Below are 21830 nucleotides of genomic sequence, written 5' to 3'. Positions count from 1 at the left end.
GAATAATGAAACAAATATCTGACATAAAATGGTTGGCATTAAGCGCCGGAGTTTCATCTTTAGGTTGCGCTATGTCGATAATATTTATTCCATTAATGATATACAACAAAACTCATAATCCATTAATAATGGCCTTGCAGGTATTCGTTCAACTATTGGGTAATTTTGTTGCTTGCCAAGTAATTGGACGTTTTAAAATAGGAAATAACGATAAATCCTCTTTAGTGATATGCAATTTTCTTCTAGCAATAACGATTCTGATTTTAGCCTGGGTTAGTGACTCTCTTCTCGTTCCAAGCTTCTTTATGGTGACCATGTTATCGTCAATTCTTAATACGTGTAGTCGTGGTTATTATGAAAGTTTAATTGGAACAATTAGTCATGAGTCAGCAAACTCTCGTCAAAATCTAATTGGCATTACAAAATCCTATGAAAATTTTGGCACAATCTTGGGGTCATCTTTGACTGTACCCTTGTTGGCATGGGGATCTTCTTCGACTGTTTTCATTATAGATTCTGTAACCTATCTATTCGCTGCAATGTTAGTAAGTAACTTAAGGTGTGTAGGCCAAGCTTTTACACGTATGTCTACACAGCCAATTACCTTATTCATTTTGTTTAAACAAAAATCTAGAAATTTGACTATTTCGCATGGTTTTCTTGCAATGTCTTTATTTCTGCTAAATGGCTCTGTCATTTATGTCTTAAAAGAATCTTTTAATGTAAGCGATAGATTAATATCTTTTTATTATGTTTCTCAATTTACATTTAGCTTCTTGGGAGCTTTTATAGTTTCTTTAATTACGAAAAAGCGAATTATCAATTCATCTCAAGCACAATGGTTGCGTTTATCTTATGCAATACCGTTTCTTATTATCGCAACCCATAATTCAGTCTACCTTTTTGTTATAATGATTTCTTTTTTAGCGTTTGTTCATACATTTTCGCTGCCTGTATGGCAAAGTTTCTTTCAAGATTGTGCTGAAGAGGCTTCTGATTGGCGATTGATTGGTGCTGCTCGCAAGACCTATGTTTCTATTATTGGTGGGCTAGGCAGCTTGCTGGCAGGTTTGTTATTAACCATTACGGATTATCAAAAAATATATTTGTTAGCTAGTGCATGTTGTATTTGTTCTGCATTATGCTTTATAAAATCCTCAATAAGGATGGAGCCGTCAAAATCATGATAGTTGAATGTAAGACACTTGGTGATACTGAATTAGGAATTATGTACAGTCAATTATTACTAAATAGTAAGTTACTTGCTTTAATTGAAAACCAAAGTGTCACTGAACCCATACAAATATTCAAAGTTTCAAATGAAAAATTAGCTGTATTTAATCCTAAAAAAAATAGCTTATTTTTTTCTGCAGCTACAGATCCTAAAAGTGCTTTAGATATTTTCATTCATTTAAAAGCGAATTACATCATTAAGATTATTGAAGGTGCTGAAGAGTTAGTCGATAAAATCGGGGATTACTTACAAACATTAAGTGAAAAATACAGTAGCGCAAAAATGCTTTTGATGTCTAAAGAAGTAAATGAATATATTACTTCGCTATCATCAGATTTTGAATTTCTTAAGGGAGAATCCCTTAACGATTTTGGCGCAGATGTTCTTGTTGCCAAGTTTTCCAAGGAGCGATTGAATGTGGCTCTGGATGAAGAAGAGGCCAAGAAATTAATTTTATCTTCCTCAAGAGAGTTTATGGGCTTAAAAGTAAGCGACGAGGTTGTAAGTATTGCAGCATGGATCAGAGAAATAAAAGGTTATCGTTGCCTCAGTTATGTTTATACAGATGAAAAGCATAGAGGGCATGGTTTTAGCCAATTACTTTTATCCAAGTTGTTAAATGATATTTGTGGTAAATATAAAGGAGCATTTTTATTTGTAGATGAATCCAATATTCCTGCATTGAACTTATATCGTAAATTTGGATTTAAGGAATCTGGTTGTTTATCACAAATGAAATTGAATTAAAAAGATGTTGGATTTAGAACAGATAAAAGAGATAGATGTACTTGTCATTGGTGGAGGGAATGCTGGACTTTGTGCTGCAATTTCTGCTGTGTGCAAAACTCCAAATGTCGTAGTAATTGAAAAAGCCAGTTATGAGGAGCGTGGTGGAAACAGCTCTCTTACAATGAATTTTAGATTTGCCCATTCAGATATTGACGACCTATTAATGTTATTAAATTTATCTGAAATAAATGAAGAACAAGTAGCGCGTTTAGAAAAACATTATTTAACTTACTCAGAAAATGAGTTTTATAGTGATTTAATGCACGTTTCAAATAATCGTGCTGACTCTGAATTATCCTCAATTCTTGTTAAAAACTCATATGATACGGCTCGCTGGTTACATAACCTTGGGCATAGATGGGAAATAAAGCCACGTATACTCGCTGGTAGCTTGCCTATTAGGATTGTTGGCGGTGGCAGAGAATTACAGAATATCAATTTTTCTGTGGCTGAGCGTCATGGGGTTCATATCGTTTATGAATGTGAACTTATAGATTTGGTGGCATGTGATAATTACGTTAAGGAAGCAAAAGTATTATATAGAAATAAGCAAATTTCTATCAAAGCAAAAACAATCATCCTCGCGTGCGGGAGCTACGAATCAAACTCATCAATGAGGAAAAAATATCTTGGTACTCATTGGGAGGATACCGCATTAAGAGGTGTTCCATTTAATACCGGGCAAGGGATTGTGTCTGCTTCAAATATTGGTGGCGTTCTTTATGGCGATTACTCTGAATGCCATGCAACGCCTCAAAATAGCCGTTTAAAATCCTATATGCTTCCTGGAGAAAATGAGGAAAGTCAAAATAACTCAAGATATGCATTCAATTATGGTGTTTCAGTGAATAATCAGGGGCAAAGATTTTTTGATGAAGGTGAAAACCTGCCTAATTTTCTTTATGCAAAGCTGGGAAGAAAAATCATTGAACAGCCTAATCAACTGGCATATCAAATTTTTGACCATAAAACAGCAAGATTTTTACCTCAAAGTTATTTTGAAGATGGAAATTATGTTGAAGCAGGCTCACTGGTTGAATTGGCGAAAAAGCTTGATATTAACTGTATAGAATTTGAAAAAAATATTGATCATTTCAATCAAGCAACAACCACGAGAAAAATTAATTTGAGTAGGTTAGATGGAATAAGTACTCTCAATCTTGATTTGCCAAAAAGTAATTGGGCTATTGCAATTAATAAACCTCCCTATTTCGCTTTTCCTGTAAAGGCGGGAATTACATTTACTTATGGTGGTTTGAAAATTAATAAAAACACCCAGGTAGTTAGAGAAAATAATACTCCTTTTCATAATTTATTTGCTTGCGGAGAAATTGTTGGAGGATTGTTCTGGGGGAATTATGCTGGGGGCAGTGGTCTTATGGCTGGATCCGTATTTGGAAAAATTGCAGGAGAGTTTGCTGCTAAATTGGTTTTAGAATATTAGAGTTGAGACTATTACATGAGTGATGATGCTCCAGTTTGTCATAAGACTATTTTTTCTCAAAAAGCATATTTCTATAAACATTCCAGGCCTAAATATCCGGATTCTGTTTTTGAGTATCTGGCTAGATTATTAAAGTCTGGTTCAAAAATCGTTGAATTTGGATGTGGCACGGGTATTTTTACAAAAGACTTAATTAAGTACGGTTATGAGATTTATGCAGTGGAACCTTGTGCTGAAATGCTTGCAGAGTGCAGGGCAGAGCTAATTGACTATGATAAGTTAACTTTTATAGAGTCTAGTGCTGAAGAGGTTAGTTTACCTGCGGCTAGTATTGATGCTTTTATCTTTCCACAATCATTACATTGGATGAATATAGATAAGTTAAAAGATATAATTGCCAATGCTGCAAATAATCATTTTAAAATAATTACTGTGTGGAACTCACGTAACAGCTGCAAAACAGATTGCGCAAAAGAATATAATAAAATTATTAACAACCACAAAAAAGAACATGCTCTAGCAATTCAGGTACAGACTGATTCGTATGAATTGCTGAATCAATTATATGGCAAAGAAAAATATAAATTATTTAAATTTCATCATACTCACCAAGTTACTCAACAAGGATTGGAGTATCTGTTTCTATCCACGTCCGATATTGATTTGAATTTATTTGATTTAGTTATTAAAGAGGAATTAAGTTCTTTTTTTTATCAATACAATGTTAATGGTTTTGTTTCTATTGAATATGATTGCTTCATGGCCATATCACGTAATTAGTATCTAGAGTATTAGATATCCTTCTCATTAATATTCTAATTTCCTAATTAGGTTGAACAATTATTGGTATACTTAATTAAAGATAGGGCCACCCAACAATAAGTATTTCTATTAAATAATTGCTTTTGATAAAGTTCAAAAAAAAAATTATTTAAGTGTCGTATTTATTAAATACAAAATGCTCTATAATTTATCATATGTAATGGATGGAAAATATTATGAATCCCATGAAATTGACAGCAGTTATTGAACAGGACGAATTTGGTTTCTCTGCCTACATTGAACAAATATCGGGTATAAATACCCAAGGCGATGATCTAAATGAAGTTAGAGATAACTTAAAAGAAGCCTTGTCAATTATTGCTGACATCAAAGGAATTCATGATTATAAAATTACCAAGGAAGTTATAATTGATAAATCGTCATCAATTCATCAAACATCTAGAGAATCATGATTGTAAGCTACATCGTCATGGTAGCAAACATGATATTTATATCAATACAATTAATAAATTGGGTATATCGACTGTACCTAGACATGTACAAATTAATCCCAATACAGCAAGAAAGATTTGTAAAGATCTTTTGATCCCCGTATTTCCATAAAATATTTTGCTACCTTAAAATATGCTCGAGAGAAATAAAGATAAACAAACAAGAACCAATCAAAATGACGGTTGATGACAGCAATGCATACCTACTAAATGTCCGAGCCTGTTGTGTTATATCACGAGCCTCAGCCAATGAGCTAGATATCATATTTTTCATAGCTTCTATGGATTCATTGGTAGAGTCGTGTATTAGTTTGGACATAACCTCTTTACTTCCTGCTAAAGTCAGGTTAAGAATTTTTTCCGCTTTTTCCTTAGCGTCATCCTTCCATTGAGAGGAAATACTCTCAATTTCCTCTCTGAACTTCGCTAGCATAGCCTCTTGCACGCGGCGGTTTTCCTCAAGCAGTTTTACATTCATGGTCTGAAGGATAAGGATTGGATCATCTTTGCCTAAAACCACACCATGTCTTACAGCGATGTCCTGAATGACCTCATTAAATTTATCTGACATTAGATCACCATGGCATTATCTAATTGGCCGAACAACTGATCGCGAATGATCTTTAATCGCTGACGGGTCATAAGGTTTTTTTCTGGCATTGCCAGTACTTCATTAAAAGTTAGTTTTTGTTGTAGCATCTCTGTTAGATCCCGGCTGTAGGTTTCTTTTTTCAGGTCAGGAATTTGAATTAAGGCTGATATTCGATCTTTGTTATCTCGGTAAGCTTTCATTTGTTCAAAGGCTTTGCCCTCATGCTCTATGGCTCCCCAATAGGGATTGAGCCAGACGACAAACTGTGCTTCATTTGAAAACTGGTCAATCAGCTGTGCAAAACCATTAATGGTGTCCAACAAGGCCTGGCCGCCGGTGATGACCGTATGAATCACCATTTCATGGCCTAATTCTTTTAATAAAGCTGGAACTTGGTTGCTTATGAGGTAATGAGATAGCGGTACAAAAGAACTGGCACCGTTGTCAATGACTACATCATTAGTTGTTACGACAATTTTTTCGATGAGGGCATCGAAAAGCCGTGGGTTGATTTCATCGCCGCTCATGACTTGAATATGGTCAACATTTAAGGCTTTAAAACCATGAAAGGTTGAATTGATAGGGTCGGTGTCAATGCACAATGGGGCTTGGCCTTTGTGATATTTGTATTGTGCAGTGGTTGCTGAAATAAATGATTTGCCGACACCGCCTTTTCCCTGCAGTGTGATATGTATTTTTGCCATTACAAGAGTTCCTCCAAGTTGGGTTTGGGATTAAAAGTAAAGCCGCGAATTTCGTTTTTTGCCTTACTTTTAGCCTGTTCATCCTTGGTGTTCTCCTGCATAGATGGCTTTTTTTCTGCAGCAATCAAACGTGCTACATAGCCACAAAATGTTTTATATGAAAATGAGATTTTGCCTTCTTCAACTAAGGTTTCCCAGACAAGCTTTATAGACCAGCCGTCGGCTAGCGCTGAAGCGATATCTTTTTTTAGCGCAAGAAAAGCGGCTTTGTTGACCGATTTATCAGAGCATTTCCTATTTATCTGCTTGGCTGCGATTCGTTCGCTGAGGGAGTTTCCCATGTCATATTGTCAATTTATTGTTGTTCTCTTCGATGGTATGAAATATTACGTTAGACTGCAATAGGGTATGTAATTTTCCTTCCTTTTAGCGTAATTAAATAAACCATTAAACGTACTTAAGTGTAACTTATCGTAATTAATGGTAATTATAAGTAATTAATAGGGCGTTACGAAAAATAACCTTGAAATTACATAAAATTACCTGATAGTATCCCATTTAATGAACTTAAAACGCAGGGCAAGATAGGTGAAGTTAGCTAACCAGCAAGCTGGCTACCAAACCTCATTAATCTTATTCGCACCTTCGGTGCTCAACAAAAAAACTGTGTTTTGAGATCAAATCGATACTCAAAGGATTGCATAACCACTTAATTAAGAGGTCGGCATCCTTATGGACGAGAAACTTAAAACATCCACCAGAAAAAATGGTCGTCATCTTCGCGTACCTGTTTTGCCTTCTGAAGAAATTCAAATTAAATCGAATGCAGCTACAGCTGGGCTTTCAATTGCCGAGTATTTAAGAAGGATTAGTCTCGGTTATCAAATTCAAAGTAATGTTGATAAGGATTATATACTGCAGTTAGCCAAGATTAATGGAGACTTAGGACGGCTTGGTGGACTGTTAAAACTATGGTTGACTCAGGATAAACGTGTTGCACACTTCGACCTCCAAGCAATAAAAACATTGTTAGCACGTATTCAAACCACTCAGGATGCGATGTTTGAAGTGGTAAAAAAACTATGATTATTCGCCATATTCCTATGAAGAAAACAAGGCTTAGTAGTTTTTCGGGTCTTGTTCAGTACCTTTGTAATACACAAAATAAGAAGGAACGTGTGGGTAAAGTCAGATTATCAAACTGTAATAGTATCGATCCCATTTGGGCTGTTCAGGAGGTATTGGCAACACAGGCTAGAAACCAGCGAGCGTTGGGCGATAAAACCTATCATATGCTCATTTCTTTCGCCCCAGGAGAAAATCCTTCATCTCAAGCTTTACAAGAAATTGAAGACAGAGTGGCATCGTCGATTGGATTTAAAGAACATCAAAGAATCTCCGTTGTTCATCATGACACAGACAATCTTCATATTCATGTTGCGATTAATAAAATTCATCCCCAAACTTTTAATATGATTGAACCTTATAGGGCATATAAGACCTTTGCCGAGGTTGCATCCAAGCTCGAAACTGAATTAGATCTTAAAATAACTAATCATCAAACTCGTAAAAGCCGTTCAGAAAATATTGCTGACGATATGGAATACCATTCAGGTATTGAAAGCTTGATTAATTGGATGAAGCGGCACTGCAAAGAAAAAATCGAGGCAGCCAGTAGCTGGAAGGTGATTCATAGTAATTTGGCAGAGCATGGATTGATGATGCGTGTTAAAGCCAATGGTTTTGTGTTTTGTAATGTCCAAGGGCTTACCGTTAAAGCAAGTTCAATTTCTAGAACCTTCTCTAAAAAAAATCTCGAATCCAGACTAGGTTTATTCGTACCATGCTATTCAGAAGACAATGAACATGTATCAAATGTATATCGTTATGAACCATTAAATAAAAAAGTAATTGGTTCCAATCTATATGCTGAATTTCAGCATGAAAAATCACACAATAAACTCTTTATTACAGAAAAGCTTAAGCAGTTACGCGAGGCTAGAGTTAAACTTATTGAAAAGGCGAAAAAGCGAGGGCGAATTAAACGAGCGGCTTTGAAATTAATGAACCTTTCTAAAGTACAGAAAAAGTATCTATATCAGCACATAAACAAAACTTTGCTTAATGATATTGATAGCATAAGGAAAAATTACGCAAAAGAACGTAGCCGGTTAATAGATTCCCACCAAAACAAAACCTGGGCTGATTGGCTGAAACAAAAAGCGCAAGGTGGCGACCAGGATGCCTTAGTGGCAATGCGTTATCGTAATCGTAAAAATAACCATGATTACACCATATCAGGTGCAGACTCAGTTTTTCCTTCTTTAAATTTTGGACCAATCGACTCTGTTACTAAAGAAGGCACTGAGATTTATAAAAAGGGTAACGGTGTTATTAGAGACAATGGAAAAGAAATTATCATTTCTAAAGGCGGGTCTATTCCTGCGCTTAAAAGAGCATTGGAAATGGCAAGGAAGCGCTACTGTGACTGTATTTGTGTGAGCGGGTCTCCACTATTTAAAAAGATTATCTTGCAAATTGTTATTCAATATCAAATGCCAATCACTTTTGCTGATTTGGATTTGGAAAACCAACGTCAAAAGCTAAATTTTGAACAGGAGAAATCTCATGAACAATCAAGATCAAACCAACAAAACCATCGAAGAAGAACTTCTGGAAACCATGAGGCTGTTGGAACAGCCACAGGCAATAGAAGAGGCAGTAAAAAGCCCAACACTTTCAGCATTAGACAAGGCTCGCCAGCCAAAGATCACAACAGCTTGCGAAATCTGTCCGAATGCGATCTGGTTCAGCTCACCGGAGGAGGTCAAGTGTTATTGCAGGATAATGCACATGATCAGCTGGAGCAGCAAAGACTCCAACCTGATAACCATGTGCGACGGAAAGTTCCTGGGCTAGAGCGGAAAAGGACATCAAAAAATAAAGTGAAGTGAGTAATAGTGTTATTTTGTAACGCATTAGTTTTCTAATCTAGAATTGCTATGGATAAGATTACAAAAAAAATAGATCGTTCATATATTTCTCGGCAATCTTGCCGTTAACTTCACTTTTTTGGCCTACAATAAAAAGAATTACTATTTAATTAATCTTATGGAACTCCGATTAGGCATAGAAACTGATGTTTTTGAAAAAGCCCTAAAAGATACATTAGAAAAGCATATATTTCAGGATCTTTCTGCAAGTATCGAATATGCTTTAAAAATTGCAATGTCAAATTATTTGTCGAAATATAGTAACCTCCTAATAAAGAATGATTTTGTAATGGATACTGTTATTAAATGTAAGCAACCAAAAACTTTGACTCATGGCTTCGGCTTTAATTACCTTGATAAAGAACTGACTTTTGAACTTTCCTCAATAATTAAAATACAGAAAATGAGGCAAGACAAAGTTGAGTTCAATCCATTCATAAAAGGTGTTGTAATGAAATACTTTCCTATAAAGTCCGGACATATAAGAAATAATAAGAATAATGAATATCACTTATTTTATTTTATGGATGGAAAAATATTAAGCAATAATTATTTACATGAAATAGAGTTTACACGGATAGCAAAAAAAGACGTTGCAATAAAAGAACTAAAAACCCAAACAAATATTTTCATCAATAAATTAAGATTTTCTTTTAGGGTTAAAAACATTCTCACCCAACTATCTCCTGAAACCATTGAAAAACTTCAGGATAAAATGGTGCCAGAATGGTTTTATCTTTGTGATTTTGAAATGTTTAATTCTAAGCATCAGGAAATAACTTATTTTAATCTTATTTCTGGTAAACGATATATATGCTCCTGCTCCAGGGAATTCCACGAGCATTTATTGGCATCTAATCCTCCAACCGCTCGAAAAGATAATCTTTTAATGTTATCTGATATAGTTTGCTTACCGAGGCGGAATACAATTTGCCATGTATGCATAATACAGAAATACGGCTTTGATGAGTGTAAAAGACAATTTGGTATTCCTGACAAAACTTTACAATATTGTTTTGGACCTCTTTCATTTTTCTATTATAAAGACCCAAAATGGAGTTGGATTTACCATAATTTAAACTATATATTTAACCAACCCAAATGGATTAATGAAAATAATATGTTTCTATTCGCCAAGGAGCTACTTCCAGAATTTAAAATATTGCGGGAAGCCAGCCCTACCTGGCTGGGTAGTCAAAGTCTTGATGTCTATTTTCCTGAAATATCTTTGGCATTGGAATACCAAGGTAGACAACATTTTGAGCCAGTTGACTTTTTTGGCGGTGAAACAGCTTTAATAAAAAACAAAGAAAGAGATTTAAGAAAAAAAGAGCTTTGTAGGCAAAATGGCGTTTCCATTGTTTATGTTTATTATAATGAAAGCTTAACACTTGAGTTAATAAAAAAAAAATTGAATCCTTTTATTAAAAAGCTTCGTAGCAAATAGCCTATTTCGTTATGATATTATTATCAGAAACCAAATTATTTTCCCCATTAATTTGATTTCATTAATCATGTGGTATTCTCCCGTTTATTAATTAACCATACGGGTGTGATCATTCCTTTGATTTGTCTTGTGTGAACAAGACCATAATATCGACCATCGAATGACCATTCGCTTTGACTGGTCATTGTCAGGATTTCCTCTTTTTGAAGTTGGTAATTCATTACCTGCCATTGAGGTAATGTGCGGTTCATCCCATCCTGTAATTTTGGTTTTGAATAGGGGATTAGCATGTGATTCACAAAAACACCTTCGGTTGTCACCGAGAGAATATCGCCAGATAGAGCCACGACTTTTTTCATTAAATAACCATATCCACCACAATTAAGACCATGGTCTATATAGCCTCTGTTCTTGGCTAACCTAAACGACTTCCTGTCATCAGGACAAAAAATCACATAAGCATTTTTGAGAGATTCTGCACTGGTGATGCGATATAAGCCTATAGGTATGGATTCAGTCAGGTTTATCCTAAAACCCATAGCATGGAACAGTGCGCCTAAAGCAATAAGACATATAAAGAAAATAGCGATGAAGACGGACAATTTTTTCATAACTTGATGATCTCATCGTCACTTAAACGAGCACGCAAAATATCTGAGTGTACTGGTGCCTCGACAGATGCTCTGGCTAAGAAAACTGGATCGTTAAAATAAAGTGGCTGCTTCCCATAAATCGCAGGAAAACCAGCGACATAAACCACCATATCACCAGCCTCACGGATAAAACCATCGGAGTCTTTTTTGGGGCCAGGCATACGCAAACACTCATCAACGGTTAAAAGAGGTCTTGATACTTCCTGCACGGTTTTGGAGATTTGATTTAAGAACGTTGAAAAACGTTTGCCGCTGGTGGTGATGTGTTCTTTAACAATCGTCGTTTGGCCTGTCAGTTTGGAAAGATGTTCTGCTGTTTCAACTCGGTTAGGTGGATAAGCATTTTGAATATGGCAATTAGACGTGATGGTTTCATCAGGACCATAACCACGTTCACGGCTTTTAAGCTGATTAATGTCCTGACAAATTAAGTAAAACTTCAAACCATAACCCGCAACGAACGCTAATGACTCTTGCAGAATATCGAGTTTTCCAAGACTTGGAAATTCATCGATCATGTAAAGCAATCGATGCTTATACGTTTTTTTCGTTCTGACATAAGCTAAACCTTTGTCATCCGATACACGCTCAAACTCCATTTTGTCAGCCAATAACCTCACTATCATATTAATCATGACCCTAATCAGAGGCTGAAGCCTTGCTTTATCATTGGGTTGAGTAACAATATAGAGACTCACAGGACTTTCATAGTTCATTAAATCGCGGATGCAAAAATCTGAGGCAGATATGTTATGAGCAACTACTGGGTCACGATATAACGCCAGATAAGATTTTAAAGTGGATAACACAGAGCCTGCTTCTTCCTCGGGGCGGTCTATCATGTCACGGGCGGAGGCTGAAATAACGGGATGGGTTTTTCCTTCAATATGCGGGTATTGGGTCATTTCAATGAGCAGGTCGGCAATATTAATATTGGGATCCACCAGCATACGGTCAATGTTGGGAAATGTGGCCGGCTCCCCCTGGTTGTTTAGTTTGTAAATCGCATGCAGAATAAAACCAACCAAAAGGGCTTGCGATGTTTTCTGCCAGTGCGTTTCTAACCCTTTACCATCAGGATCAACCACAAGTGTTGCCAAATTTTGTACGTCACCCACCTCTGATTCTGTACCCACTCTGATTTCATCAAGCGGATTCCAACGGGCTGAGCCAGTTAATGTTGCTGGTTCAAAGCGAATCACTTTATTGTTAGCATGCTTTTGTCTCCAGCCAGCGGTCATGGCCCAAAGCTCGCCTTTTAAATCGGTAATCACGCAGGAATGCTTCCACGATAAAAGGGTAGGGATTACAAGGCCAACACCTTTTCCGGATCGCGTTGGTGCATAGGTTAAAACATGCTCCGGCCCATTATGGCGCAAATAATGAATTTCTCCCTGCGCATCTTCAATCGCCCCAACATACACACCTTCCTCCTGGTCAAGCAAACCAGCATTGTTCAAATCATCCTTATTCGCCCATCTGGCTGAGCCGTGAAGGTATTCGCTGATGTTTTCTTTTTTTAAATGGCGACTAGCGAACAACAGCATCATCAAAAAAAGGCAGCTGCTCATCACCACCATGCCAAAGGCGGCATTAAAATATTCGGGATGGTAATGATGATAGTTCATGTTCCACCAGAGCAGATTCCAGGGTAGATAAACATGCGCAAATGAAAAACCTAAATTCTCGTGGTAATGAAACTTATAAGCCACATATTGTGTGCCAATCTCCATGCTGATTAAAAATCCCAGAGTCACCATTACGATGAGTCTCATGGTCCTCTTGTTATCCTGTTTTTGTCTCACTTGTGGACCAATGGATTTATTGGGTTTACTCAGATTCATTGGCAGTCTCCAGATGCTTTTCGATTGACAAAATGGCTGACTTCATCGTCATTTTCTCCGGCACTGAAACTTCCTTCTGGAGTGCCTATCGACGTAATATTTTGAAATGCTGAATCCTGGTGTTCAGATGCTGATAAATCGTTTTGTGATTCCACCCGTTGATGAATTGCATCGGCAATTTTCCCACCGGTAGTTTCGGCCACCGTTGCAGCCATTGCCTCCTTCATAGCGCTTGCCTTTTCTCGTGCTACATCAAATGTCCCTGATGCTAAATGTGAGCCAAACGAACCTGCAAATTTGGATGCTTGCCCCATGGCTTGTGCCAAACTGCCGGTTTTGGAGCTGACATTGCCTTCTGACACAGAACCTAAATCACCAGCACCCATACTTTGGGAAGCGGCTTTGAATGCCGCATGAAGAGCGGATAAGCCTCCTGCACTTTGAGCACTGACAGCTCCTGCGCTGCTTGCCAAAGCAGCACCCGCAACGCCGGCAGCACCTAAAGCGCCACCCAGACCAATACCACCGCTGCCTCCGCCACCGCCAGATACAATGCTGGCGAGAACAGGGGGGATTTTATTAATCAATATCAGCAAAATAATGGATACAACGAGCATCACAAACATTTCTTTTAAGAGAATGTCCTTTGCCATAGCGGCATAATATTGATCGACAAAAGACTTACCAATACCAATAATCAAAATCATCGCAAATGCCTGTAAAGCAATACCCAACACTGTTTTGTAGTATTGAATCGCGATATCGCAAGTCCAGCGTCCGCCACCAAACCCTAATAAGATGATGCCGCCATAGGTTAAAATCCAGGCAGTAATCAGAATAATCAGCATGTTAATACTGACCAGTGCCAAAACGACCAGAATCACCCCTGCAACGATCAATCCCACCGTAGTTGCCGCAGGGGACCAGAGGGACGAGTTATTAATTGCTTTGGAAACAATATCAAAACCTACGTCAATAATGTCAGAGGGGGAAATGTGCGTATCAATTCCGGAAGCCTTTGCTGCGAGTTGTCGCATGGAGTCGATGATGGCGGTTGCAATGGCAGGTCCATTATCCAAAATCCAATAGAAAAAACCGACAACCACTAAAAATCGAACCGTTTCAGCCATAAACTCCTGAATATCCGCTCTTCGTAATGACATAAGCCCATAGGTCCATACCATGCTAATTAATGCCAGAGACCAGAAGAGGTATCGAGCATAACTTAATATGGTTTGGCTCCATGTAGAGGCTGTACTGGAAAACCGATACAGAATATTATCCAGCAAATCCCTGCTGTCCATGCTGCCTTGTGCATGAGCCGACAAGGAAAACCCAATTAAAAGGAATACGATTAAATAAGTGATTGTCTTTTTTTTCATGGGATTACCACTTTATACCTGAGCTTTTGGAGTAACTTCCGCCTTTAAAACAAGCATCAGCTATTGCCTGCAGCTCATCGGCTGTCCGACCCTCTTTGGAGCTGTTGCAGGTTAACGAGGCTAGATGCTCTGCCTTTTTTCGTGCTTTTACCTCAGCACTGTCACAGCCTGTAAGCAGGAATGCTAAAAGTGCTATGGATAATCCTAATCGTTTCATTGTTTTCTTCCTCTTGTTATCAATGGGTTACCATTTTTTTCCTGAACTTTTATGAAAGGTGCCTGACCTAAAACGTTCATCAGCAGCGGTTTGTATGGCTTCTTTGTTGGCTGCTGCTGCATCTTTTGTGGTTTGTGCGCTTTGTTGCGCTAACAAAAGTCCTCTTATTTGAAGCAGTTGATGGGATTGTTGGCTTGCCAGTTGCGAGGCAGCCTGGAGCGCTTGTTTTTGCCCCTGGGCAGTTTGAGCCTGAGATTGCAAGGTGCGCAGTTTTACCGAATCATCTTTTAAACTTTGCTGCTGTTTATCAATTCCCTTGAGCATGGCATCGTTAGCGCGTTTTTGAGCAACAGAAGCAGATATTTTACTTTGCCTTATTTTCTGGATTTCTTCGGGACTACACTGGTTACTGCCATTAAAGCAAGGTGTTTTTTGATAGTATTCCTGACTTTGATACCTATCCAGGTAACCTTGAAGGCTACCTGCTTCTTGTTTGTAATAATCAATCGTATCGGTCGATTCAAGCAGATTATCTATTACCCCATTGGCATTGTCCCACTGAAACGAAGTGAGTGATTTGGTGTTATCCAGCATGTTTTGATATTGCTGAATCTGGTTGTTGTATTGATCAACCTGAGTTTTATACTCTTTAATCTGGTTCAGTAGCATTTTTCCATTTTGTACGTAATTGGGTAAATCAAACACGGGCATATTGGAGCAGGCATTAAATGTCCATAAATAAACAAACAGGATTCGAAGTTTCATCACAGTTCCTCTTTTTTGTTATCTGAACTGCCGGTAGGGCTTTCTAAAAGTTAAATCTTTTACGACAATGATGTTGAATCGATAACCCGGACGAATGTTTAGAGTCGGTGCTACATTCAGATTTTTTGCCACCAGTTGTGACGTTACTTCGCCTAGCTGTTGACCCAATGCCTGACTTAATACACTGCCCGCTGTAGAGGGGCTAAATCCATACTGATTGGACTGATTACTGTTTTGACTGTAACTGATTCCCCCAACGATACCGGACATCAAGAGGGCTGAACCATAAATTCGTAAGTAATGATTATTTATTTGATCACGAAAGCCTGCGAAACCTGCACTATCAGCTCCTGGCATGGAGCCAATATCCAAAGCTTTTCCATCTGGAAAAGTAAGGCGTTGCCAGGCTACCAGCACCGAACTCTGACCAAAGCTCACCTCACTGGAATAAAGACCAAAAATCTTTGTACCTTGGGGGATTAAAAGATGTTGACCTGTCGCCGTATCATAAACGTTCTGGGAGACTTGACCGATGATTTGCCCAGGCAGTTCAGAAGAAATACCGCTTACCATCACTCCAGGAATAACACTTCCGGCTCTTAACTCGTATCTACTGTTGGGATTCTCGAGTCGTGAATTTAAATGCCAGCGCATTTCATTTTCCTCACCACCCAAAGTTTGCGGCATGGGTCTAGCATTTTGTCGTCCCTCGAGCAGTTGCAGTTGCTCTTTAAAGGAACTGCCGCCATCGACATCGAATGGTGCAACAGAATTGGCTCTGTGTGTAGTCATACTTTCTCTGGTATTTAGGTGAGGATTATCAACCATAATTAATGTTTTTGCTTTGACCGCTTCTTCAAATGCTTGGGTTTTTTCCTGACGAATTCGTTCCAGCTCCGTATCTGATACATTTTGACTATCCATGTCTTGTTTTTGAAGGAAGTTTTGTTCCACAGGTAACTCAAGTACCGGCTCATGATTGATGATGAGTGCCTCAGGCATCACACCGGTTTTGTGATTCCCAACGATTTCATTGGCCAGATTCATGTTATTTTTCTTCTGTCCCGTGACTTTTATTGCCTCTAGAGTTTGGTTTTGTGCATTGGCTCTCTTATGGGAAACAAAGACGATTAACACGACAAAAAGGGTCAACACGCCAATTGCTATCACTAAAGGGAGATTATTCACACGCTTGACTCCTGTTGTTTTGAGTTTTTGCGGTGAACTATTCGGTGATAATAAATCGATGTTTTGGTTCATTTTGTTACTCCTTGTGTGACCATGGGCTGGTTGGAGCGATTTTTTCTTTAGTTTTGACATAGACCCTGCTTAATGTTTGCGAGCCAATATAAAGGCTGACTCGATAGTGAGAGCCTTGCTTCATCTCATCAACTACATAGAAAAAATTTGCTTTTTGTCTCGGTTGGACGTTTTCAATCACGCCATAACCTTTGTTTCGCATTTCATGAATCAAATTAATGCCAAAGCCATCACTGACTTTTTGGCTGATATAAAAAATATTTTGCGCTGGCGGATAAATATGTGTGAGTTGTGACGCAGCATCTTTAGCCAAATAAATATCTTTACTCTGAGAGGCAACTGTAAAATTTCCATACTGCATGCTTGCGCAGCTCGACAAAACAATTACCAACAATAAAACACTTACTGTCCTCATCTCTAGCACCTCGTAATGGTAATTTTTTCTTGAGAAGAGCCACTTCCGATAATCAGTATTGCCTTGTCGAACACACTATCAACAATATATCGGCAGCCCTGCAGGCGATAATTGACCATCACCGATTCTGGTTTTTTAAACAAACCACCATTTCTTAAGACCAGTAGTGCAGGGGCTTCGCTTTCAGACATGCTTCCAGGCATTTCAATAATGGTTTTCACACCATTGTTATAAACCCGAACCGGTTTAAATCGGGAATTGCCTTGTATCCTGTAATTGAAATTAAGATCGCCTAAATATTCGTTGGTTTCTGTGAAGGTATTGGCTTTTCGCTGTTGTGCTTGCATGTGCTGAATCAAACGCCATTTGGCTTTTGCATCATCTGGATAAGTAAAAGAGACATAGGGCATAAACTCGTTTTGATCGGACTTCAACCTAAAATGATAGGTTCTTCTGTCTGTAGTAACGACTAGAGAAGTATCTAGCCCAACATCTTTGGGTTTAATTAACAAGTGAATTTGTTGCTCCATACCTGAACCCGTAATAGAAGGCTCAACGAGAAAACGTGGATCGCCGACATTCATATCGTTAAGCTGCTCACCAGACTGCAACGCAATGTCGCAAATCTGTAATGGTGCGCATACCACCCTGATTTGACCTGAACCATAAACAAAACTTACTGAGCCATCGGAAGAGTGGAATGGCTTGCTGGTTTTGTCACCCTTCTGCCATTCTTCTGCAATGCTTAAAGCCTGCTTTTCCTGATTCGATAATGCAGGGATGCTTTTAGAAAAATAGAAGTTAGCCAGCTCAGAGTTATCCACAGCAAAGCTTGTCAAAGGAAGCATCAAACCAAAGGAAAGAATTATTTTTTTCATGCATTTTCTCCATTCTTTAAGTCATAAGACCAATTGAAATCGCGGACATAAATCAGATGAGGGTTCTTTAAAATCGATTCATTAGATGCATCATTGAGCTCACCATCCTGATACATGGTCACAAGTGCTTTCATCTGGGCGGGCTTTTCTTTGAGCGTTCCGTCACGGTTTCTTACTGTCTCGACCCAATCAACCTGCCAGGTATCGGCAGATTCCTGCAGGACTGAACGAATCTCGATACTGACGATTTCATGAGCTGCACGGTCAAATGGATTGGAGTGTTGTTTGTCACTGTAAAATTCCTGAACTTTGGTCAATGCTGCATCGTTTTGGTTCAAATAGGAATAAACTTGAAATACAGCCTTTTTCTGCAGTGCGACATCTACACTGACCATTCGAATGTTTTCAATGAAATGGGCTGCAGCCGCTCGGTAATCATCGATACTTGCATCACCGACACGATCTGCGCGAGTGACTGAAAGTGTATTGCCGCTGGCATCCTGCTGAAATACCAAGGGGATAAATTTGGACTGACTTCCAATCGTTATGAGCCCACCAATAGCAGCCAAAGTGATTAAAAGACTACCTAGACTTACCAATTGCCATATCTGTAATGATTTCATAAGACCTGCAGTATGAAAATTCCAGGCTCTTTTGGCATTGAGATAAGGATTATCTGTTAAGTTGTTTTTTTTCTTTTTAAGGCTTAACTTTTGTTTTATTTGGTTCATGCTGCTTCTCCAAATTGATTCATCGTAATTCCTTTTTCTAAAAGCCAATATGAAACCCACTCAGCGCCATGTTGAGCCTCAAGCTGTTTCATTCGTTCGATGGAGTCAGGATCTGTGGCACCCACAAATGCTAACGCCAATGGACCTAAAGCCAATTGATAAAGACGCTGTCCTTTTTCACTGACGTAGTAGTAATCACGCTTGGGTTGAGCTGATGCAATGATGTCAATCTGGCGTGGGTTTAACCCCATCCGTTCATAGATCAGGCGTGTTTCAGGATCTCGTGCATAGAGATTAGGTAAAAAGATTTTTGTGGCGGTTGATTCAACTATGATGTCTAAAATTCCAGAATTCGCGGCATGTGATAAATGTTGCGTTGCCATAAACACCACACAGTTTTTCTTGCCCATTGAATCAAGCCATTCAGCAATTTTGTTTTTAAATACCGGGTGTGCCAACATCAGCCATGCTTCATCGAGTAAAATCAGGGTTGGCTTGCCATCCAGTGATGTTTCAATACGTCGAAACAGATACAGCAATACTGGTAAAGCAAATTTCTCACCCAGCCCCATAAGATGCTCAATTTCAAAGGTCATAAATGAGGACAGCCCTAGACCATCGGTTTCGGCATCCAATAAATGCCCCATCAATCCATCGATGGTGTACTGTTTCAAGGTTTCACGGATGGGTTCATCTTGAATGGTCATGACTAATTCAGATACGGTTTTAGAGCCACTCTGATGCATGCTCATGATGGCATGACCAATCTCATTGCGTTGAGCTGGGCTAGTATTTAACCCATTTAAGGCAAGAATCGTATCAATCCACTCCATAGCCCAAGCTCTATCTGCTTTGGTTGATAAAAACTGTAATGGTGCAAATGAGAGGTGCGAGTTTTTATCAGCAATGGTGTAATGTTCTCCTCCACTGGCCTTACACGTTGGATACATGGACATCCCTTTATCAAATGAATAAATCCGTGCATCTTTGTAGCGGCGCCAGGATAGTGCAATTAAACCTAGGTGAGTCGATTTCCCGGAGCGTGTAGGACCAAACATAATACCGTGTCCTAAGTCTCTTACATGAAGATTCAGCCGAAAGGGTGTGTTCCCCGTGGTGACACAATGCATTAATGGAGGGGATAGTGGTGGAAACAGTGGGCAAGGGGATTTGTTTTCGCCGGTCCAAATGCTGGAGGTCGGTATCAAGTCAGCCAAATTCATGGTGTTGATTAAAGGCCGTCTTATATTTTCAACACCATGTCCTGGAAGACTGCCCATAAAGGCATCCATGGTATTAATGGTTTCTGTTCTTGCCGTAAATCCCAAGGCATTGATGTTCTTTTCAATCAAAAGCGCTGCTTTTTCAACTAACTCACGGTCTTCGTTCATCAAAATGACAACCGAGGTGTAATAGCCTTGACCCACCATTCCTGAATTGGTTTCAGCAATGGCTGATTGTGCGTCATTCACCATATTGAGCGCGTCTTCATCAATCACACCTGAATTGGTGTTAAAAACCTGGTCGAAAAATCCCCTGACTTTTTGTTTCCACTTTTTACGGTATTTGGTGAAATGCGCCACCGCTTCATGTGGATCCATAAAAATAAATCGAGAACTCCAGCGATATTCAACTGGCAATTGAGTTAAGGCAGTTAGAATGCCAGGGTAAGACTCCATTGGAAAACCTTCAATCGCCACACATTGAATGAACTTCCGCCCAATTTTAGGCGTGATACCCGATGTTAATTCCTGACCACCGATTAATGCATCAAGGTAAATTGGGTTTTTAGGAAGATTGACTGGATGGTTAAGTCCTGTGACACAATAGTGCAAGTGTCTTAAGAAGTTGTCTTGAAGTACGGTATTGTTATATTCATCACTATGTTGTTCCGCTTTCAGTCGTTCGAGGTTAAGGGCTGAACTTAGTCGCGATTCAAAGTTTCTGCAGGCTTGTTTGAATTCTTCTATCAGTTGATGCGTCTTTGCCTTTTGGCTGAGATTCAATCCTTCGTCATCAAACATCAATTCCACAAAACGCTTTTGGGCAATCACTGGCGGATACCAGGTCAACGTAATCACAAAATACCCCTCATATAGGGTTTCCATGCTTTCAAAAAGTCTTCTTCTTTCCTCATCAACTGCTAAAGAAATTGCGTCTGGGAAATGAGAATGACCCCGCTCACTATAGCCGGGAGCCGCGCATCTCATTGCATCTACATGAATCATCCAGCCATTGCCCATGGCAGCCAATGCCTGATTGATTCGAAACGAGACCATCTCACGAGCCTCATCCGTGGTATTGGCATTATCTTCGCCCTGGTATTGCCAAGCCGCCATAAAAGAGCCGTTTTTACCGACGATCACCCCATCACCGACCACTGAGGCATAATTGAGTAAATCTGCCGTGCCTCCTGAATTATGGCGATGCTTTTTTAAATGATATTTACGACGGCTTTTCAGACGAATTTCCCAAAACAGGAGGCTTAAAAGTAAAAGCCCTGTGGTGCTGATTAAAAAGGTGATTAAGGCAATCATTGATAACCTCTTTTATTTATTTTGAAAGGAGTCGAACGGGCGGAATAGTAAGCCTGGTAACGTCTCTGTCTTAAATATATAGCCCTCATATAAGGGTCGGATTTGGCCATTAAACGAAGCCCTTTCAAGGATAAAAACCACATGACTAAACCTGCAAATGCTGCCAGCCAGTCTTGAGCTGCAAAGATTAGAATGGCTGACAAAAGTCCTGAGAACATGACTAGCTCACGGTCTCCGCCCATAAACAGACTGGGGCGGTTTCCACATCGGCGTATGGGGATGGTACGAAGACTCATCGATGAGTCTCCGTTGCAACGATTTCAACAGATGGCTTAGAAATTTCAGCACCTTTGCCAGTAATTGCCGTCATGGTATTTTGAGCTGCTACCAGAAATGAGAGTACCAACACAAAAAAGACAAGGGATCGCATAAATCCATTTAATTCACCGCCAAAAATAAGCGTCGCACCTGCTGCAACCAATCCAATAATGGCAGCACTAAAGGCAAAAGGGCCTGTAATGGATTTTTGAATTTTAGTTAGCCATGAGTCGAAGGGAAGTCCTCCACCTGCAGAGGAGGCCGCGGCTGGATGAGTGATTAACAACAAAAATAAAACGATTAATCCCATTATCCAGTAATTCTTTTGATTAAACAGAGTTGTTTGATTCATT

The 21830-nt window shown here is 39.0% G+C and carries 24 protein-coding genes; 9 read left to right on the top strand and 15 right to left on the bottom strand.

Annotated elements, in window-relative coordinates; genetic code table 11:
* Nucleotides 1–5 precede the first annotated feature (5 nt).
* From DGG96_RS11365 to DGG96_RS21415, 6 genes are all read left to right on the top strand, one after another.
* Nucleotides 6–1187, top strand: coding sequence for an MFS transporter (locus DGG96_RS11365; protein ID WP_110142778.1), 1182 nt, complete (start codon nucleotides 6–8; stop codon nucleotides 1185–1187).
* On the top strand, nucleotides 1184–1981 hold the full coding sequence (locus tag DGG96_RS11360; RefSeq protein ID WP_158618879.1) for a GNAT family N-acetyltransferase: 798 nt from the start codon (nucleotides 1184–1186) through the stop codon (nucleotides 1979–1981). Before DGG96_RS11365 ends, DGG96_RS11360 begins: the two co-directional genes overlap by 4 nt.
* Nucleotides 1982–1985: 4 nt before the next feature.
* Complete coding sequence (gene tcuA, locus DGG96_RS11355) at nucleotides 1986–3467, top strand: FAD-dependent tricarballylate dehydrogenase TcuA (protein ID WP_110142776.1); 1482 nt, start codon at nucleotides 1986–1988, stop codon at nucleotides 3465–3467.
* 15 nt (nucleotides 3468–3482) lie between these two features.
* Nucleotides 3483–4247 (top strand): class I SAM-dependent methyltransferase, encoded by a 765-nt coding sequence (locus tag DGG96_RS11350; protein WP_110142775.1) that lies wholly within the window; start codon nucleotides 3483–3485, stop codon nucleotides 4245–4247.
* 218 nt (nucleotides 4248–4465) lie between these two features.
* Nucleotides 4466–4702, top strand: coding sequence for a type II toxin-antitoxin system HicB family antitoxin (locus DGG96_RS11345; RefSeq protein WP_110142774.1), 237 nt, complete (start codon nucleotides 4466–4468; stop codon nucleotides 4700–4702).
* A complete protein-coding gene (locus tag DGG96_RS21415) occupies nucleotides 4659–4853 on the top strand; it encodes a type II toxin-antitoxin system HicA family toxin (RefSeq protein WP_199742194.1) in 195 nt (64 codons plus the stop codon). Before DGG96_RS11345 ends, DGG96_RS21415 begins: the two co-directional genes overlap by 44 nt.
* Nucleotides 4854–4862: 9 nt before the next feature.
* Here DGG96_RS21415 and DGG96_RS11335 read toward each other — a convergent pair whose 3' ends face one another.
* The 3 genes from DGG96_RS11335 to DGG96_RS11325 are packed head-to-tail and all read right to left on the bottom strand — an operon-like array spanning nucleotide 4863 to nucleotide 6378.
* Nucleotides 4863–5312: a conjugal transfer protein TraM gene (locus tag DGG96_RS11335; RefSeq protein ID WP_110142773.1), complete on the bottom strand. Its 450-nt coding sequence runs from the start codon at nucleotides 5310–5312 to the stop codon at nucleotides 4863–4865.
* Nucleotides 5312–6037, bottom strand: a complete 726-nt coding sequence (locus tag DGG96_RS11330) for an ArsA-related P-loop ATPase (protein WP_110142772.1) — start codon at nucleotides 6035–6037, stop codon at nucleotides 5312–5314. Before DGG96_RS11330 ends, DGG96_RS11335 begins: the two co-directional genes overlap by 1 nt.
* Nucleotides 6037–6378 (bottom strand): TraK family protein, encoded by a 342-nt coding sequence (locus DGG96_RS11325; RefSeq protein WP_110142771.1) that lies wholly within the window; start codon nucleotides 6376–6378, stop codon nucleotides 6037–6039. Before DGG96_RS11325 ends, DGG96_RS11330 begins: the two co-directional genes overlap by 1 nt.
* 391 nt (nucleotides 6379–6769) lie before the next feature.
* Between DGG96_RS11325 and traJ the strand changes: the two genes are divergently transcribed.
* From traJ to DGG96_RS11310, 3 genes are all read left to right on the top strand, one after another.
* Nucleotides 6770–7123: a conjugal transfer transcriptional regulator TraJ gene (gene traJ / locus DGG96_RS11320; protein WP_110142770.1), complete on the top strand. Its 354-nt coding sequence runs from the start codon at nucleotides 6770–6772 to the stop codon at nucleotides 7121–7123.
* Entirely contained in the window at nucleotides 7120–8991 is a 1872-nt protein-coding gene (traI, locus tag DGG96_RS11315) for a TraI/MobA(P) family conjugative relaxase (protein WP_110142769.1), read from the top strand. The genes traJ and traI overlap by 4 nt, the downstream gene beginning before the upstream one ends.
* A gap of 157 nt (nucleotides 8992–9148) precedes the next feature.
* A complete protein-coding gene (locus DGG96_RS11310; protein WP_110142768.1) occupies nucleotides 9149–10477 on the top strand; it encodes a hypothetical protein in 1329 nt (442 codons plus the stop codon).
* Between the two features lie 65 nt (nucleotides 10478–10542).
* Here DGG96_RS11310 and traF read toward each other — a convergent pair whose 3' ends face one another.
* From traF to DGG96_RS11250, 12 genes are read right to left on the bottom strand one after another with little or no spacing between them, the layout of a single operon-like run.
* Nucleotides 10543–11088, bottom strand: a complete 546-nt coding sequence (traF, locus tag DGG96_RS11305; protein ID WP_110142767.1) for a conjugative transfer signal peptidase TraF — start codon at nucleotides 11086–11088, stop codon at nucleotides 10543–10545.
* Nucleotides 11085–12974 carry a type IV secretory system conjugative DNA transfer family protein gene (locus DGG96_RS11300; RefSeq protein ID WP_110142766.1) on the bottom strand — a complete coding sequence of 630 codons (1890 nt, stop codon included), beginning with the start codon at nucleotides 12972–12974 and terminating at the stop codon, nucleotides 11085–11087. Before DGG96_RS11300 ends, traF begins: the two co-directional genes overlap by 4 nt.
* Nucleotides 12971–14356: a P-type conjugative transfer protein TrbL gene (trbL, locus tag DGG96_RS11295; protein ID WP_110142765.1), complete on the bottom strand. Its 1386-nt coding sequence runs from the start codon at nucleotides 14354–14356 to the stop codon at nucleotides 12971–12973. The genes DGG96_RS11300 and trbL overlap by 4 nt, the downstream gene beginning before the upstream one ends.
* A gap of 4 nt (nucleotides 14357–14360) precedes the next feature.
* Nucleotides 14361–14573: a hypothetical protein gene (locus DGG96_RS11290; protein ID WP_110142764.1), complete on the bottom strand. Its 213-nt coding sequence runs from the start codon at nucleotides 14571–14573 to the stop codon at nucleotides 14361–14363.
* A gap of 27 nt (nucleotides 14574–14600) precedes the next feature.
* Nucleotides 14601–15338 carry a P-type conjugative transfer protein TrbJ gene (gene trbJ / locus DGG96_RS11285; protein WP_110142763.1) on the bottom strand — a complete coding sequence of 246 codons (738 nt, stop codon included), beginning with the start codon at nucleotides 15336–15338 and terminating at the stop codon, nucleotides 14601–14603.
* A gap of 18 nt (nucleotides 15339–15356) precedes the next feature.
* Entirely contained in the window at nucleotides 15357–16598 is a 1242-nt protein-coding gene (locus tag DGG96_RS11280; RefSeq protein WP_110142762.1) for a TrbI/VirB10 family protein, read from the bottom strand.
* 4 nt (nucleotides 16599–16602) lie between these two features.
* Nucleotides 16603–17013: a conjugal transfer protein TrbH gene (locus DGG96_RS11275; RefSeq protein ID WP_110142761.1), complete on the bottom strand. Its 411-nt coding sequence runs from the start codon at nucleotides 17011–17013 to the stop codon at nucleotides 16603–16605.
* Nucleotides 17014–17015: 2 nt separating this feature from the next.
* Complete coding sequence (trbG, locus tag DGG96_RS11270) at nucleotides 17016–17891, bottom strand: P-type conjugative transfer protein TrbG (protein ID WP_110142760.1); 876 nt, start codon at nucleotides 17889–17891, stop codon at nucleotides 17016–17018.
* Nucleotides 17888–18622 (bottom strand): conjugal transfer protein TrbF, encoded by a 735-nt coding sequence (locus DGG96_RS11265; protein WP_110142759.1) that lies wholly within the window; start codon nucleotides 18620–18622, stop codon nucleotides 17888–17890. The genes trbG and DGG96_RS11265 overlap by 4 nt, the downstream gene beginning before the upstream one ends.
* Nucleotides 18619–21159, bottom strand: coding sequence for a VirB4 family type IV secretion/conjugal transfer ATPase (locus DGG96_RS11260; RefSeq protein WP_110142758.1), 2541 nt, complete (start codon nucleotides 21157–21159; stop codon nucleotides 18619–18621). The genes DGG96_RS11265 and DGG96_RS11260 overlap by 4 nt, the downstream gene beginning before the upstream one ends.
* Nucleotides 21156–21455, bottom strand: coding sequence for a conjugal transfer protein TrbD (locus DGG96_RS11255; protein ID WP_110142757.1), 300 nt, complete (start codon nucleotides 21453–21455; stop codon nucleotides 21156–21158). Before DGG96_RS11255 ends, DGG96_RS11260 begins: the two co-directional genes overlap by 4 nt.
* Nucleotides 21452–21829, bottom strand: coding sequence for a TrbC/VirB2 family protein (locus DGG96_RS11250; protein WP_110142756.1), 378 nt, complete (start codon nucleotides 21827–21829; stop codon nucleotides 21452–21454). The genes DGG96_RS11255 and DGG96_RS11250 overlap by 4 nt, the downstream gene beginning before the upstream one ends.
* Nucleotide 21830 lies beyond the last annotated feature (1 nt).

This window comes from Legionella qingyii, from assembly GCF_003184185.1.
Note: the sequence above shows the minus strand (reverse complement) of the source record. Positions and strands in the feature narration are given on the sequence as shown.